This window comes from Hansschlegelia beijingensis, assembly GCF_045505405.1.
Lineage (GTDB): Bacteria > Pseudomonadota > Alphaproteobacteria > Rhizobiales > Methylopilaceae > Methylopila > Methylopila beijingensis_A.
This window is the reverse complement of record NZ_JBJKEX010000005.1, coordinates 12,464-27,579: the sequence shown is the minus strand read 5'-3', so window position 1 is coordinate 27,579 and position 15,116 is coordinate 12,464. Positions and strand designations below refer to the sequence as shown.

Below are 15,116 nucleotides of genomic sequence, written 5' to 3'. Positions count from 1 at the left end.
GGCGCGCTATGTCGAAGGCGGCTCGATCTGGAGCGTGCCGTGCGACATCGCGATGCCCTCAGCCACCCAGAACGAGCTGACCGGCAAGGACTCCAAAACGCTGGTCCGCTTTGGCCGGGCTGCGGCGCCCTCGGCGTGTCGCGCGGTGGGAGCGGCGTCTTCGGCTGCGCCGAAGCCGCGGACGCCAGCGCGAGGAGAACGGCCGCGCCGAAGACCAGAGGCCGGACCGTGCGTCTCATGGCTATTCCTTCTCCTGAACGCGACAACGGCGCTGTCATTTCGCGGCGTCCGGGCCGCCCCGCCGGGAGGTCAGGCCGGTGGATGGATCATAGGCGAAGATCGCCGCCGCCAGGAACACGACGGAGCAGCCGGCGACGACCGCAAGGGACGTCCAATCGACCTGGCGGTAGAGCGCGAACCGGATCAGCTCGACCGCCGAAGTGAACGGGTTATAGCGGCAGATCTCGTAGAGCAGGATGCTGGACTGCTGCACCCGCCACAGCGGGTAGAGCGCCGACGAGGCGAAGAACATCGGGAAGATGACGAAGTTCATCACGCTCGCGAAGTTCTCGAGCTGCTTGAACACCGACGACATCGCAAGGCCCATCGCGCCCAGCATGAAGCCGGTCAGGATCAGAGCGGGCAGCACCGTCAGGTAGCCGATGGGATCGTCCGGGCGGACGTCCCAGAAATAGGCGACCAGCAGGAACGCATAGACCTGCAGCAAGGAAACCGCGATGCCGGCGACCAGCTTGGAGACCAGCAGGAACCAGCGAGGGTAGGGGCTGACCAGCAGGATGCGCATCGCCCCGACCTCGCGGTCGTAGACCATCGAGAGCGACGATTGCAGGCCGTTGAACAGCTGGATCATCGCGATCAGCCCCGGCGCGATGTAAACCTCGTAGAGGATATAGGTCTCATAGGGCGGGATGATCGAGACGCCGAGCGTGGCCCGGAAGCCGGCGGCGAAGATGAAGAGCCAGACGAGCGGCCTGACCAGCGCGGAGAGGAACCGCCCGCGCTGGTGCAGAAAGCGCAGGCTCTCGCGCCAGACGATGCCGCCGAGGCAAACCAGATAGCCGCCCGCAGTGATGCTCCGCTCCACCCGCGGAGCCGTCGTGGCGATCGTCACGCCGAAGCCCTCCGGGCCAGAACCACCGCCTCTGCGTCGTCCGCGCCCACGACGGCGAGGAACGCGGCGCCGACGTCCTCGGCGCCCGCCATCGCTCTCAGTTCGTCGACAGTGCCGTCGGCCATCACCTTGCCCTTGTGGAGCACGACCACCCGATCCGCCACCTCGATCTCGTCGACCAGATGGGTGGCCCAGAGCACGCCGATTCCGTCTTCATCGATCAGGCGCCGGACCTCTTCGATGAGAGTGCGGCGGGAACCGATGTCGAGGCCGGTGGTGGGCTCATCGAGCAGAAGAAGGCTCGGCTGGTGGAGCAGCGCGCGCGCAATCTCGACCCGTCGCATCTGGCCGCCGGAGAGCGCCCGGACGCGATCCTTGGCCCGCGCCTCGAGGTTCACGCGGCGCAGCGCGACGTAAGCGCGTTCCTTGGCCTCACGCCGCCCGATGCCGTGAAGCGCCGCGTGGTAGAGCAGGTTCTGGAGAACGGTCAGCTCAAGATCGAGCGTGCGGGACTGAAACACCACCCCGAGCTGCGACAGCGCCCCAGCCGGATCCCGCCGGACGTCGTGGCCGAGGACCCGGATAGTCCCGGAACGGTTGTCGTAAAGCCGTGTGATCAGGGAGAACAGCGTGGTCTTGCCTGCGCCGTTCTGACCGACAAGAGCCGTGAAGGCGCCGCGAGGCGCCTCCAGCGTAACGTCATCCAGGGCCTTACGCGCGCCGAACGTGTGGGTGACGCCGGTCACGCTGAGAGCCGGTTCGGAAGGCGCGCCCGGCGCGCGGCTCTGCGGTGCGATCGTCATCACTGGGCTCATCTAGGCCGCCGGCCCGGCCGCGCCAGCGCGTGGATTGTCACGGGATGGCCACCACGCCCCATGGCGCCCGACCGACCGCGACCGACTTCTTCACCTTGAGGCTGTCGACATCGATCACGGACACGTCGTTGGAGTTGCCGTTGGTGGTGTAGAGGGTCTTGCCGTCCGGCGAGAACGCCAGCTGCCAGACACGCTGGCCGACAAGCAGATACGCCTTCGTCTCATAGGTGGGGACGTCGACGACCGCCACCCTGTTGGCCGGGCCCAGCGCGACGAAGGCGGTCTTTCCGTCGTCCGTGATGCGAATGCCGACCGGCTGGATCGCCTCTTCGTTCACCCCGGGGATCGAGAAGGTGAGCTTCTTCACCACCTGGTGCGTGGCGTTGTCGATCACCGAGACCGTGCCGCCCACCTCGGCCGAAACCCAGGTGTGCTTGCCGTCGGGCGTGAACGTGGCGACGCGCGGCCGGCTGTCGACCAGCACGTTCTCCACGATCTGCTTGGTCTGCGTGTCGATGAAATGCGCCATGCTCGTGGTCTCGGAGGTGTTGACCAGGAGCTTGCCGTCCGGGGAGATCCCCATGCCTTCAGGCTCGACGCCGACCGGGATCTCACCCTCGACCTGGCCGGTCTCGGTGTTCACGATGGTGACGAGCGCGTCATCCTCGTTGGCGATGTAGAGCGGGTTCCCCGAAGGGTGCAGGACGAACAGCTCCGGGTCGGGCCCGGACGGCAGCGTCTTCACGAGGCGGTAGTCGTTGGCGTCATAGACCTCGACGCGGTCGTCGTCGGACGCGCAGACATAGATGAGCTTGCCGTCGGGACTGGCGGTGACCCCGCGCGGACGGCGGCCCGTCTTGACCGTCTCGATGATGTTCAGCGAGTCGCTGTCGAGCACCGTCATGGTGTGATCGCGCTCGTTGGTCACGAACACCTTGCCGGCCCAGGCCGGCGCAGGGAACGCGGCGAGGGCGGCGAGCGCGACCCCGGCCGTCATGGTCCTCACGAGCGCAAGCGACGCCCGGCCGGACAGACGAGAGTTCATCGGCGATCTCCAGCGTGAGACGAGGGCGGCTGAGAGTGGCCAGCCGTTGTCACTGAGCGTTGAAACGACACTGGCTCTCCGGCTTGTCGAAGCCAATCGTGTCGAGCGGGTTGGTCTGGTGCAGGAAGCCCGGCTGCGGCGACGCGGTGACCAGCGCTTCGTCCGTCGTCAGCACGATCGGCTGACGGAGCTGGTTATCCCAGGGCCTGTAGGTGAAAGAACCGCCCTTGAAGCCCGCAAGCTCGAAATCCCGCCCGAAGATGAACTCGCGCAGCTTGGCGGGGTCGTTGGAGCGGGTGCGCGCGGCGGCCTCGCCGATCGTCCGCATCGCCAGCCACATCTGGAAATCGAGCGGGCGCATGCCGCGCTTCGACTGCCGGAAGAAGCGGTTCTGGATCTGCTCCGCGCCCCATCCGGTCACGGTGACGTTCCAGGTCGTGGCTCTCAGCCCGGCGGTGCCGACTGTCGGCCGGGGGTCCCAGCTGCGATAGGCGATCAGCGGCCCGAACTCGCCGAGCTCGTCCGCGATGACGATGACGTCGTAGCTCGCGCCCTGCGTGAAGACGGGAATGATGTCGTTGCCGGTCTCGCGGGCGTCAGGCCCGAAGTCCCAGGCCCGCTCGTCGACGATCTTGGCGCCGAACTTCTTGGCCGACCGTCTGACCGCCTCGGCGTAGAGTTTGTCGTCCGGACGACGCCCGACCAGCAGCAGCCATTTGGACCAGCGCTTGGTGACGAGGTACTGGGCGACCGCGTCCGTCAGCATCGCCCTGCTGGGGGCGGTGTGGAGCACGTCGGCCCGGCAGTCGGCTCCGCGGAGCCGGTCGTCGGTCGCGCCGACGTTGAACAGGATGACGTCCTTGCCCTTGGCGGCGTCGGCCATCTTCACCAGCGCATCGGCCGGAACCGCGAGCAGGATGAACTTCGCCCCGCTTTCCAGGATGCGGTTGAAGGCCGGCATCGGGTCGGCGTCGTTCGGCACCAACTCCTGGGCGACGATCTTGAAGTCCTGTTTGAGGAACCTGCCGGTGGTGTTGTTGTCCAGAATGCCGAGGCTCGCGCCCGCGATGCCGTCATCCTGCGGCGGCAACGTCACGATGTTGTTCCACCACGGCGGATTTTCGGGAAACTGACGCAACACGCCGAAGGTCAATTCCATCGGCGCGGCCGCGTTCTTGGGCGTGGGACCTGGCGTTGCGGGGGCGGGGGCGGGCGCGGCGGGCGCAGTCTGGGCGACCGCGGGCACCCCGGTCGCGAGCAGCGCCGCTACGATGCAGGTCGCGACGCTCCTCACGCCAGACCGCCTCTGGAGCAGGTGGAAAAGACGATCATGAGCGCCTCCTGCGGGCGGTCGCGCCGCCCGTGCCGTTCTTATTGGACGCCGTTCCGCCGAAGTCGAGAGCGGGTCGTCATGAGGCAGAGCGCCGCATCCGACCCGGCTCGACCGACCAAGGAACATTTCCCAGCGATTCCATATTCTCGCTCCCGCCAAATGCAATGCATAAGAGAATAATAAGTACTGACGTTTGCTTGATTCACCTGTTCATGGCAGCAATTTATCCTGTATGGCGTTCCGCAGAGCGCCGAGGGGCAGCGGAAGCGCCGTAAAAAGAAAGACCCCGGGGAGGAGCCGATGCATCGCATCACAGCGATTCCACTGTTCGGCGCGCTCGCGGCCTCGTGCTCCGCGCCTTTTGCCCGGGCCGCTGAGCCGAAGGCTTCCTGATGAGCCCGCTGAGCCTTTCGCGCCGGGCTGCTCTCGCGGCCTGCGCAGGCGCCGCCGCCATGGCGGCGCTGCGTCCCGCGTTGGCCTCGGCCGCCGCGCCGCTGCGTATCGCGACCCTGAAGTTCGGCACCGTGAACTGGCTGCTCGACACGATCCACGCGGAGGGCTTCGACGCGCGGGAGGGGGTCACGATGGCCCGCACCGAGCTCGCCTCGACTCAGGCCCTGACCGTCTCCCTGCAGGCCGGTGACAGCGACCTTGCGGTGAGCGACTGGCCGTGGGCGATGCGCCGTCGACTGGACGGCGAGCCGTTCCGTTTCGCGCCCTACTCGTCGGCGCTTGGGGCGGTCATGGTCGGCGGCGACTCGGGGATCGCTTCGATCGCGGATCTCAAGGGCAAGAAGCTCGGCGTCGCCGGCGGACCGCTCGACAAGAGCTGGCTGCTGCTGCGGGCCTATGCGCACGACAAGGTCGACGGCGACATCGCGACCATGCTGGAGCCGGTGTTCGGCGCCCCGCCGCTGCTCTCGGAGCAGCTGAGGCTTGGCCGCGTCGACGGCGTCCTGACCTACTGGAACTATGCGGCCCGTCTGGACGCGGGCGGATATCGTCGCCTCGTCGACATGAGCGACGTCATGAAGCAGCTCGGCCTGACGCCGCCGCCGCCGCTTGTGGGCTTCGTCTGGCGCGAAACGCTGCTCGACAAGGCCGGCGCGCAGGTCGAAGGCTTTTTCCGCGCCGTGGCCGCGGCCAATGCGACGCTCAAGACCTCCGACGCGGCCTGGGAGCGCCTTCGCCCCAGCATGCAGGTGAAGTCGGACGCGGAGTTCGCGAGGCTGAGGGACTATTTCCGGTCCGGCGTCCCCGGTCCCTGGACCGAGGCCGACCTGAAGTCGTCGCAGAAGCTCTATGAGCTCCTGGCCGACCTCGGGGGCGCGGAGTTCGTCGGCCCGAACCCGCATTTCGATCCCGCGCTGTTCTGGTCCCCGAAGGTCTGAGGCGGTCAGTTGGCGGCGGCGGGTCGACTGGGATGGTGGGCTCTGTCGCTCGCCATGTTCGTGGCAGTCTGGTGGGCGGTGGCGCTGCTGCGGCAGGATTTCAGGCTTCTGCCGACGCCGGACCTCGTGCTCGACGCCCTGATCGCGGCGGCCAAGACCGGCGCGTTGCAGAGCAATTTGCTGATCACGATGGCGCGCGTCGCGGCGAGCTTCTTCATCGCCATGACCCTCGGATCCGCGCTCGGCATCCTGCTTGGCATGTCGCGCACGGCTGACCGCCTGCTCGGCCCCTGGGTGGTTCTGTTCCTGAACCTGCCGGCGCTCGTCATCATCATCCTATGTTACGTCTGGTTCGGCCTGATCGAAGCGGCCGCGGTGGCCGCGGTCGCCATCAACAAGATCCCGAACGTGGCCGTGACGCTGAGGGAAGGGGCGGCCGCGCTGAGCCGCGACCTGGCGGAGATGGCCGCCGTCTATCGCTTCGGGCGCTGGAAGACGCTCAGGCACGTCATACTGCCGCAGCTTTCTCCCTATTTCGCGGCCGCGGCGCGCTCCGGGCTCGCCCTGGTCTGGAAGATCGTGCTCGTGGTCGAGCTGCTTGGCCGGCCTAACGGCGTCGGTTTCGAGCTTCAGACGGCCTTCCAGCTGTTCGACGTCGCGACGATCCTGGCCTATGCGCTGGCGTTTGGCCTGATCGTCCAGGCGATCGAGCTCGGAATCATCCAGCCCTGGGAGCGGGCCGTGAACAGGTGGCGGCGGTGACGGGCGTCACGATCGAGATCGACGAGAAGACGTTTCCGGCGGCCCGCGGCGCGCCGGCGCGCGCGCTTTACCGGGATTTCCGGCTCGAGCTCGCCGATCGGAGCTTCGTGGCGCTGCTCGGACCCTCGGGCCTCGGCAAGACGACGCTGCTCAACATGATCGCGGGCGTGGATCGCGGCTTCGAGGGCAGGATCTCGTTCTCAGGCGGACCGAATCCGCGGATCGCCTATGTCTTCCAGAGCCCGCGGCTGCTGCCGTGGCGGACGGTGCTGCAGAACGTGCTGCTGCCGCTGCCGCCCGGAGCCGACAGTCTGAACCGGGCGCGCTCGGTTCTGAGCGACATGGGCCTCGGCGACGCGGAAGAGGTCTATCCGGAGCGCCTCTCGCTCGGCATGCAGCGCCGGGTCGCGCTTGCGCGCGCCTTCGCGCTGGAGCCTGAACTGCTGCTGATGGACGAGCCGTTCGTTTCGCTCGACGAGGCGAACGCCAGCCGCCTCCGGGACCTTCTGGCGGAGCTGATCGAGGCGCGGCCGACGACGGTGCTGTTCGTGACCCATGACAGCCACGAGGCCGTGCGTCTGGCGGACCGCGTGGTCGTGCTCGGCGGGCCGCCCGTGCGGGTGGTGCGCGATGTCAGGGTGGAGCTCAGCCGGGAAGGGCGGCTCGCCGCCGGCGAGGTCGAGCGCGTGCGCGGAACCGTCCTGGGCGCGGGCCCTACGGTCGCGGCCTGAAGGCGCGGATCCGAGGTTTTCTAGTTAGCGTCGAAACGCGGAAACGGCCCGAAGCTTGCGCTTCGGGCCGTCGCCGACCGTCTCATTTGCCAAAGAGCAGGGCGGCCAACCGCTGGAGCAGGCCTGGAGGCTTTGCTGCAGGCGGGGTCTGTCCAGGGTGGTTTCCGCTCTATGCGTTGGCGGCGAAGGGGTGCTTCGCCGTCGCGGCCTGCGCCACGACGTCCTTGGCCTTCGGCTCGCCGGTGACGGCGCGCTTCAGGGCTTCCTTGGTCGCCTCGTAGTTGTACTGCTGGATCTTGGCGTCGTCCGCAGCTTCCCAGTGGATGAACACGCCGACCGAGATGAACAGGTCGTCGGCTTCGTCCTCAGGGATCACGCCTTCCGCGACGCTGTCGACGACAGCCTTCGCGACGCCGTACTGAGCCGGGCCAAACATCTGAACGGCCTGACGGGCGTCCTTGATGGTGACCTTGTTGAACAGGATCGTGTTCGGCTTGGCGAGCAGGTTCGGGGTCACGACCGCGAGAAGCGAGGTGAAACCGTCCTTGTTGTTCGTCAGAGCGTTGACGAACGCCGACTCGGCCGTCGAGCCGCGCGGGCCGATGATCAGGTCGATGTGAGCGACCTCATTGCCGTCGCCAACCAGCGACTCACCGATGAGCGTCTTGGTAATCTTCGCCATAAGCATCCTCCCAGCTTTAAGCCATGGTGTAGTCGGCGCGCCTCAATGGCCGCCACCGACTCGATGCCCCAGGCTATCGTTGCGACTGCGTTCGGCGGAGACCGAACCGGTTGGCCTGATAGCTTCGAATAAGGACATGCGGGCGCACACTAGTCGCGACCACGCTCAAACGGCAAGGCCTTCTTATAAGGCGCGACCGCTCGTCGCCTCCTGGCCGCCAAACGTCCTGCGCACCGAGGTCTTCAGCCCGGCTCATCGCAGTGCACCAAAAATTATTGCGACGCACAATAAGGCGCGTACACTTCTCTCTTGTCGCCGGCTTCAGCCGGAGTTTCGCCAGGAGACCGACATGGACCTCGTCCTGTTAGCGTGCCTCGCCGCGTCGCCCGAATCCTGTCGCGAGGAGCGGGTCCTCATGAGCCCGGACGCGGGCGAATCCCGCATGTGCATGGTGGCCGCGGTGCCCGTTCTGGCCGAGTGGGCGGGCGATCACCCCGAATGGCAGATCTCAAGGTGGAAGTGCGAACGACCGGGGCAGGTCCGGGTCACTCGGAACGCCGAATAAGGGAGCTCTAAGCGCAGCATTATAATAAAAGAATAAGCGGTCGCGAGTATAGACGCGACCGCTCGTCGGACCTAGTCTTCTGCAACCTCCGGCTGGAGGCGGGGAATCTACGGTCGGGAGCCGCGCGGCGCCTGGGCGCAAGGCGCGAGCGCGGCGCGCCTCGTCCAAGCGCCGGCGTGGACCGTGAAGGCTTGCCATCCTCCGAGATAGTCCAGGATAAGCCGGCGTCTGGGTGGTGGACGGCCAGCCGTGCGGCGCGGCTCCCCCGCCCTGACCGGCGTCAAAAGAGCCCGAAAGGGCCGCAACGGGAGACGAGGAATGTTGAAACGCTATGTCGCCTTGCTGGGGATGGCCGTCGCGCTCGTCGCCGCCGCCCCCGCACACGCAGTCGATCTCGCCAAAGGGCGCACCAACCTGCCCGATCTCGTGTTCGGTGACGACCAGGGCAACGACTACGCCGTGAGCCAGAAGGATATCGAGCTCGAGGCGGGCAAGTCCTACAGGCTCGATATCGTCTCGAAAGGCGGGAAGGAATACAAGTTCTTCTCGCCCGAGTTCTTCCGCAACATCTGGATCAACCAGATCGTCATCAATCATCTTGAGATCCACGGCCCCGGATCGCCGCACCATCTTGAGTGGGACGACGCGGGCGCGATCCGTCTGGAGTTCGTCGTCATCCGTCCGGGCGAGTTCAAGTGGTGGATCGACGGCCTCGAGGGTCATGGCATGACCGGCAGGATCATCGCCAAATGAGGGTGGCGCGCATGATGAAGGTGTTTTGGCTGGCGGCGGCCGGTCTGGCGTTCGCCGGAGCGACGGCGCAAGCCGACGAGGCGTCGGACTGCGACGCCGGAATCGCGATGATCAAGGCCGAGGCCGCAGGCTCGCACCCGCCCGCCGTCGCCGAAGCCCTCAAGACGGCCCTGCGGGTCGCCGAGCGGGAGAAGGGCGAGAAGGAGTATGACGAGTGCCTCGACGCGGTCGCTGACGCGAAGAAAGCGTTGAACAAGAAGTGAAGCCGCCGTCGGCCGCAAGGCCCGGCGCGTCCGCGAAATCGCCGGGGCGGAGAACCCCGCTCCGGCTTCCTAAGGTCCGCCGCATGTGGCGACGCGCGTACCAATCTCTGAGATTCCGTCTCGCGGTGCTGGTCGCGACCGTGGTGATCGTGACCGGCGCGGCCGCGTTCGCCGTCGCATGGACGCTCGGCGTCGCGAGCGGCCACGTCAGCGAGCTTTCCTCCGCGCAACGACGGCTCGAACTGCTCTCTGCGGTGTCCGGGCGGGTGACGGACTATGCGCTGACCGCCCTTCAGACCACGCAGACGAGCGAGTTGCAGTCCGATCGCCTGTCGCCGCCGCGCAAGCGCGTCCAGGAGGCGTTCGAGCGGCTGAATGACGAGGTCGCCCGCGAGTTCGAACGACAGACTGACGAGGAGGCCGCGACGCTGGTCGCCGCCCGCAGCCGCGTCTTCGCGTTCATGCGTGCTCGATTCGACTTCCTCGACCGCCAGACGTTGCAGGCGATCAGGGACGCCAGGGGCGGCCAGTCGGACGCCGCCGCGCGGGTCAAGGTCGCGCTCGACGAGTTCGCAAGCGGCTTCTCTCCGGCGCTGGGCCAAGCGATCGAGGAGGAGCGCGCGGCCGCACGCGCCGCGACCGAGGCCATGGCGGATCTGCGCGCCCGCCTTGCGCCGATATCAATCGCCGCCGTGACCGCGGCTGCGCTGATCGCCTTTCTGCTCTATCGGGCGATCGCCAGCCCTTTGCTGGCGCGGGTGTCCCGGGTGGCCGGCGCCGCAGCCGCGATCGCCCGAGGGCAGACGGCGACGCGTCTGCCGGTGCGCGGCCATGACGAGCTCAGCCTGTTGATGATGAGGTTCAACCGGATGGCGCTCCAGCTCTCGCGGCGGGAGGAGCGCCTGATGAAAGCGCAACTGCGGCTTCAGGAGGTCGTGAACGCGCGCACGGCCGAACTGCGCGAGGCGAACGCCCGTCTCTCGGACATCGATCGCGCCCGCCGCCGGTTCTTCACGGACGTCAGCCACGAACTGCGGACGCCGCTCACCGTGATCCTAGGGGAGGTCGACATCTCGCTCCGCGGCCAGCCGGACGCCGCGACCCTGCGCGGGGCTCTCGGCACGATCCGGGCGCGGGCCCGCGCCCTGCACCGCCGGGTCGAGGACCTGTTGCGCGTCGCCCGCTCCGAGAGCGGCCAGCTTGAGCTCGACTTCTCTCCCGTGTCCCTGGCGGAGATCGTGCAGACCGCCGCCGACAGCGCCGAGGCAGGCGCGAAGGCCGCCCGCGTCAAGCTGCATGCCGGCCCGTTCGCGGTCGATCCGGTCGTGGAGGCGGACGCCGATTGGCTTCGGCAGGTGATCGAGGGCCTGATCGCGAACGCGATCCGCCACACCCCGCCGGGCGGCGCGGTTCGCCTCGACGTGCACGCCTCCCGCGATGGTTCGGCGGAGGTTCTGGTGGCCGACGACGGCGCTGGAATCCCGGAGGCCGACCTTCCCAGAATCTTCGAGCGCTTCTATCGGGGGGCTGATCAGAAGGAGGGGTCGGGCTTCGGCATCGGCCTCGCTCTCGCGCGCTGGGTCGTCGAACGCCACGGCGGAGAGATCGCGATCGACAGCAGCACCGGAGGAGGCGGACTGCCCTCCGGAACAATCGTCACCATTCGTCTGCCGGCGCACGCGCCGCGACTCGTCATCGGAGCCGCTTCATGACCATCCTGATCGTGGAAGACGACGCCGACATCGGATCGGTGCTGCGACGCGGCTTCGCCGCCGAGAGCTACGACGTCGAACTCGTGGGCGACGGGGAGGCGGCGCTCGCCGTCGCGACCGGCAAGCCGCTCTGCGCGATCATCCTTGACGTCATGCTGCCGGGGCGGTCGGGGATCGACGTGTGCAAGGCGCTGCGCGCGGCCGGCCAGACGGCGCCGATCATCATGCTGTCGGCGAAATCGAGCGTCTCGGACCGCACCGAGGGATTGCTCGCGGGCGCCGACGATTATCTCGTGAAGCCGTTCGATTTCGAGGAGTTGCTGGCGCGGGTGCGTGTCCAGGAGATGCGGCGCGAGACCAGCGCGACGGACCAGCGCCACCTGATCGTGCCGCCGCTCGATCTCGACCTCGAAACCCGCACCGCCATCACGCCGGATGGCTCCGCGCGGCTGACTGAGCGGGAGGTCGACCTGCTGGCGCTGCTGATGCGCCACACAGGGGAGCCGCTCAGCCGCGCCGACATCTTCGCGGCTCTCTGGGCGGGCCACGGGGGCGCGTCTCTCAACGTCGTCGACGTCTATATCGGCTATCTGCGCCACAAGCTGAGCGAGGCGATGCCTGAAGGCGGCCGGCTGATCGTGACGGTGCGCGGCCGCGGCTTCATGTTCGCGCCGACGTGAGTCGCTGCGGCCTGGCGGCGTATTGGCGCGACCGGGCGCGGCGGTGCATAATACGGGCATAAGAAGGGGGGCGCCGCGGCCCGCGACAGCGCTTCCGCCGCGGATGAAGCCCCCGCTCTCGTCTAGGAAGGCTTGCCCTATGCGTCGTTTCGTTACCGGCTGCAGCTTCGCGGCTGGGCTTGCTTTGTCCGTGGTGATGGCGGCGCCGGCCTACGCCGCGCCGACGGCGGTCGATCTCGTGTTCTACGCCCCGTTCCTGAAGAAGGTCGAGAACGGCTCCGAGCTGTCCTACCGCTACGTCAGGAAGGCCGACGGCAAGGATCTCGCTCCCTCGTTCGAGGACGAGGTGAAGCTCACGGTCGGCCCGAAGGGCGCCGAGGACTCGATCAAGATCGACCTGTTCACCGGCGCCCGCGGCCGTGCCCTGGAGAACCTGGCGCGCAGCGGCAATCCGCTGGTCATCGCTGTTCTCGAGGAGAACGTGCGTGAGATGCAGAAAATCTCGGGCGGCAGCCCCTACTATCTGCGCAACCGGATCATGGAAGCGCTCAAGGCCAACCCCCCCATCGAGCAGACGAAGATCCAGTATGACGGCCGCACCATCGACGCCTGGACGGTGAAGCTCGAGCCGTTTGCGAAGGATCAGCATCGCATGCAGCTCAAGGGGTTCGCTGATCGGACGTACGAGCTTACCTTCGCCGATGACGTGCCGGGCGGGCTCTACGCCCTCAAAAGCGTGACCCCGAAGCCGGACCGCACCGGCCCGCTCCTCGTGGAGGAGCTGACGCTTCAATCGTCGAAGGCGACCCAGACCACGGAGGGCGCAAAGCAGTGATGAAGAGGATAGCGGTCGCGGCCGTAGCGCTCCTGCTCCCCGCAGGGGCGGCTTTCGCCGGCGTCGGCGACGACTACTCGACGGTCGACAAGGCCGATTACATCTTCGGCTGCATGGCCGCCAACGGCCAGACGCGGCAAGCCCTCGAGCAGTGCTCCTGCTCGATCGACAGGATCGCGGCCATGCTGCCTCACTCTGAGTATGAGGAGGCGCAGACGGTGCTGAGCATGGACAAGATCGCCGGGCAGGCCTCGGAGGTCTTCCGCAACAGCCCGAATCTTCGCGACAAGGTCGCCAACCTGCGACGCGCTCAGGCCGAAGCCGACATCGAGTGCTTCCCCTGAGCTGAAGCGCGCGCTAGCGCACGACCGTGACGCGCTTGGCCGCCCGGGTCAGCCCCGTGTAGAGCCAGCGCGCGCGGTGCTCCCGGAACGCGTAGCTCTCGTCGAACAACACCACGTCGTCCCACTGCGAGCCTTGCGCCTTGTGAACCGTCAAGGCGTAGCCGTAGTCGAACTCGTCTGAGCGCTTGCGCTGCGCGAACGGGATCGCTTCGGCCTCGCCCGTGAAGAACGCCTTGAGCACCGTGATCGAGACGGAGCGGCGGGCGCTCTCGTCGTCCGGAAGCACGTCCATCTTCACCCGCGTGGCGTCGGCGCTCTTCAGCCGCTGAACGACCCACGTCCCGCCGTTCAGCAGCCCCTTGGTCTTGTCGTTTCGCAGGCAGACCAGCTTGTCCCCGACGGCCGGCATCGGATCCAGCAGCCCTTTCAGCTCGCGCAGCCGGCCATTGTACAGGCGGCGCGTGCGGTTGGTGCCGACCAGCACCTGATCGGCGCCCGTCACGTCCTCCGTGGTGATCTCACGCCGGGAGATCACGCGGCTTTCGCCGAACACGCCCGACTCCAGTTCCCGTCCTTCCCGGACCGCGAGGGACATACGGATGATCGGGTTGTCCGCCGCCTGCCGGTGCACCTCGGTCAGCATGGCGTCAGGCTCGGCCTCGGTGAAGAAGCCGCCGCCGCGCACCGGAGGAAGCTGCGCCGGGTCCCCCAGAACCAGCACCTTCTTGCCGAAGGAGAGCAGATCGCGGCCGAGCTCTTCGTCCACCATCGAGCATTCGTCGATCACGATCAGGTCGGCCTTGGCGGCGGGACCGTCCCGGTTGAGCGCGAAGGAGGGGCCCTCCTCGTCGCCCCCGCGGGGCCGATAGATCATCGCGTGGATCGTGCTCGCGTCCTCGCAGCCCTTGCCGCGCAGCACCAGAGCGGCCTTGCCCGTATAGGCGCCGAAGCAAACGTCGCCGTCGACGTCTTCGGCCAGATGGCGCGCGAGCGTCGTCTTGCCGGTCCCGGCGTAGCCGAACAGCCGGAAGACCTGGGACTTCGGCCGCCGCAGCCATTCGGCGGCGGCGACGAGGGCGGCGTCCTGTTGAGGCGACCAGCGCATCAGATTCCGTCAGACGGCGTTGCGTTGGCGGCCTTGTAGCGCGAGTCGCGGGGCGCGCCCGCCCGCTCCGGCGCCTTCATGCGACTCTCTGAGCCAGCCGAGCCCGTCTTCCGTGCGCCCCAGGGGTCTGTACTCGCAGCCGACGCAGCCGCGATAGCCGAGCTCATCGAGCGTCCTGAATATCCTGAGGTCGTCGAGTTCGCCGCTGCCCGGCTCGTTGCGCCCCGGAACTGACGCCGTCTGTACGTGGCCGATGATCGGCAGCAGCGCCTCGAGGCCTCTCAGCACGTCTCCGTGGAGGATCTGGCGGTGGTAGACGTCGAACTGCAGCTTCAGATTTGGGAGCGCGAGGTCTCGGATGAGCTCCGCCGCAGCGGCGAAGTCGTCCAGAAAGTACCCGGGCATGTCGCGGAAGTTGATCGGCTCGATCATGATCTCCACGCCGCGCGGCCCGGCCTGTTCGCAGGCATAGCGCAGCGCGTCCCGATAGGCCGCCTGCGCCGCCGGATCGGCGCGTGAGGCAATCCCCGCCATGACATGCAGCTTCCGCGTTCCGGTCGCCTCGGCGTAGGCCAGCGCCGTCGCGACGGAGGCGCGGAACTCTTCGCGCCGGAGCGGCAGCGCCGCCAGTCCGCGATCGCCGGCCGCCCAATCCCCGGGGCTAAGGTTGAAAAGCGTGAGTTCCAGACCCGCCGCCTCAAGCCGCTGCGCGATCGCGTCGGCCGGGTGCTCATAGGGGAACTGCAATTCGACGGCGGCGAAGCCGGCGTCGGCCGCCGCCGCGAAGCGGTCGAGGAGCGGGCGCTCCGTAAACATCAGCGAGAGGTTGGCTGCGAAACGCGGCATCGGCGAGGCTCTGGGCGGGGCGCGGAGCATAGCCGAGGAGCCCGGAAACGCCACCGGGGCCTGCGCCGGACCTAGTCCGATGCGCGTTTGTTTATGAGAATCTTAGAAAATCACGAACACGT

At 67.5% G+C, this 15,116-nt stretch carries 17 protein-coding genes and 1 pseudogene; 11 read left to right on the top strand and 7 right to left on the bottom strand.

Annotation, left to right across the window (positions count from 1 at the left end):
* Window positions 1-109 (top strand): annotated as a pseudogene (locus tag ACIKT0_RS00905) (hypothetical protein); the annotation flags it as partial.
* Window positions 110-274: 165 nt separating this feature from the next.
* Here ACIKT0_RS00905 and ACIKT0_RS00900 read toward each other — a convergent pair.
* From ACIKT0_RS00900 to ACIKT0_RS00885, 4 genes are read right to left on the bottom strand one after another with little or no spacing between them, the layout of a single operon-like run.
* Window positions 275-1,093 (bottom strand): ABC transporter permease, encoded by an 819-nt coding sequence (locus ACIKT0_RS00900; protein ID WP_407103543.1) that lies wholly within the window; start codon window positions 1,091-1,093, stop codon window positions 275-277.
* A gap of 35 nt (window positions 1,094-1,128) precedes the next feature.
* Complete coding sequence (locus tag ACIKT0_RS00895; RefSeq protein ID WP_407103541.1) at window positions 1,129-1,935, bottom strand: ABC transporter ATP-binding protein; 807 nt, start codon at window positions 1,933-1,935, stop codon at window positions 1,129-1,131.
* Between the two features lie 49 nt (window positions 1,936-1,984).
* The gene (locus tag ACIKT0_RS00890; protein ID WP_407103540.1) at window positions 1,985-2,992 is read right to left on the bottom strand and encodes a PQQ-dependent catabolism-associated beta-propeller protein; all 1,008 of its coding nucleotides are present in this window, start codon (window positions 2,990-2,992) and stop codon (window positions 1,985-1,987) included.
* A gap of 49 nt (window positions 2,993-3,041) precedes the next feature.
* Complete coding sequence (locus ACIKT0_RS00885; protein WP_407103539.1) at window positions 3,042-4,286, bottom strand: ABC transporter substrate-binding protein; 1,245 nt, start codon at window positions 4,284-4,286, stop codon at window positions 3,042-3,044.
* Between the two features lie 431 nt (window positions 4,287-4,717).
* Between ACIKT0_RS00885 and ACIKT0_RS00880 the strand changes: the two genes are divergently transcribed.
* Genes ACIKT0_RS00880 through ACIKT0_RS00870 form a run of 3 tightly spaced genes read left to right on the top strand, consistent with a single transcriptional unit; the run spans window position 4,718 to window position 7,209 of the window.
* Window positions 4,718-5,716 (top strand): ABC transporter substrate-binding protein, encoded by a 999-nt coding sequence (locus tag ACIKT0_RS00880; RefSeq protein ID WP_407103538.1) that lies wholly within the window; start codon window positions 4,718-4,720, stop codon window positions 5,714-5,716.
* 54 nt (window positions 5,717-5,770) lie between these two features.
* The gene (locus ACIKT0_RS00875; protein ID WP_407103537.1) at window positions 5,771-6,478 is read left to right on the top strand and encodes an ABC transporter permease; all 708 of its coding nucleotides are present in this window, start codon (window positions 5,771-5,773) and stop codon (window positions 6,476-6,478) included.
* Window positions 6,466-7,209: an ABC transporter ATP-binding protein gene (locus ACIKT0_RS00870; RefSeq protein ID WP_407103536.1), complete on the top strand. Its 744-nt coding sequence runs from the start codon at window positions 6,466-6,468 to the stop codon at window positions 7,207-7,209. Before ACIKT0_RS00875 ends, ACIKT0_RS00870 begins: the two co-directional genes overlap by 13 nt.
* 169 nt (window positions 7,210-7,378) lie before the next feature.
* Here the strand turns inward: ACIKT0_RS00870 and fae are convergent, their stop codons facing one another.
* Window positions 7,379-7,891 (bottom strand): formaldehyde-activating enzyme, encoded by a 513-nt coding sequence (fae, locus tag ACIKT0_RS00865; protein ID WP_183394044.1) that lies wholly within the window; start codon window positions 7,889-7,891, stop codon window positions 7,379-7,381.
* A 415-nt stretch (window positions 7,892-8,306) separates the two neighbouring features.
* Here fae and ACIKT0_RS00860 point away from each other — a divergent pair, with 415 nt between their 5' ends.
* The 7 genes from ACIKT0_RS00860 (at window position 8,307) to ACIKT0_RS00830 (ending at window position 13,043) form a co-directional block, all read left to right on the top strand.
* The gene (locus ACIKT0_RS00860; protein WP_407103535.1) at window positions 8,307-8,456 is read left to right on the top strand and encodes a hypothetical protein; all 150 of its coding nucleotides are present in this window, start codon (window positions 8,307-8,309) and stop codon (window positions 8,454-8,456) included.
* Between the two features lie 318 nt (window positions 8,457-8,774).
* Window positions 8,775-9,209 (top strand): cupredoxin domain-containing protein, encoded by a 435-nt coding sequence (locus tag ACIKT0_RS00855; RefSeq protein ID WP_407103534.1) that lies wholly within the window; start codon window positions 8,775-8,777, stop codon window positions 9,207-9,209.
* 11 nt (window positions 9,210-9,220) lie between these two features.
* Window positions 9,221-9,472, top strand: a complete 252-nt coding sequence (locus ACIKT0_RS00850) for a histidine kinase (RefSeq protein WP_407103533.1) — start codon at window positions 9,221-9,223, stop codon at window positions 9,470-9,472.
* A gap of 83 nt (window positions 9,473-9,555) precedes the next feature.
* Window positions 9,556-11,184: a sensor histidine kinase gene (locus ACIKT0_RS00845; protein ID WP_407103532.1), complete on the top strand. Its 1,629-nt coding sequence runs from the start codon at window positions 9,556-9,558 to the stop codon at window positions 11,182-11,184.
* Entirely contained in the window at window positions 11,181-11,864 is a 684-nt protein-coding gene (locus ACIKT0_RS00840) for a response regulator transcription factor (protein ID WP_407103531.1), read from the top strand. Before ACIKT0_RS00845 ends, ACIKT0_RS00840 begins: the two co-directional genes overlap by 4 nt.
* A gap of 139 nt (window positions 11,865-12,003) precedes the next feature.
* Entirely contained in the window at window positions 12,004-12,699 is a 696-nt protein-coding gene (locus ACIKT0_RS00835; protein WP_407103530.1) for a hypothetical protein, read from the top strand.
* Entirely contained in the window at window positions 12,699-13,043 is a 345-nt protein-coding gene (locus tag ACIKT0_RS00830; RefSeq protein ID WP_407103542.1) for a hypothetical protein, read from the top strand. The genes ACIKT0_RS00835 and ACIKT0_RS00830 overlap by 1 nt, the downstream gene beginning before the upstream one ends.
* 13 nt (window positions 13,044-13,056) lie before the next feature.
* Here ACIKT0_RS00830 and ACIKT0_RS00825 read toward each other — a convergent pair whose 3' ends face one another.
* Window positions 13,057-14,148 carry an ATP-dependent DNA helicase gene (locus ACIKT0_RS00825; RefSeq protein WP_407103529.1) on the bottom strand — a complete coding sequence of 364 codons (1,092 nt, stop codon included), beginning with the start codon at window positions 14,146-14,148 and terminating at the stop codon, window positions 13,057-13,059.
* A gap of 9 nt (window positions 14,149-14,157) precedes the next feature.
* Window positions 14,158-14,994 (bottom strand): 2-oxo-tetronate isomerase, encoded by an 837-nt coding sequence (gene otnI / locus ACIKT0_RS00820; RefSeq protein ID WP_407103528.1) that lies wholly within the window; start codon window positions 14,992-14,994, stop codon window positions 14,158-14,160.
* Window positions 14,995-15,116 lie beyond the last annotated feature (122 nt).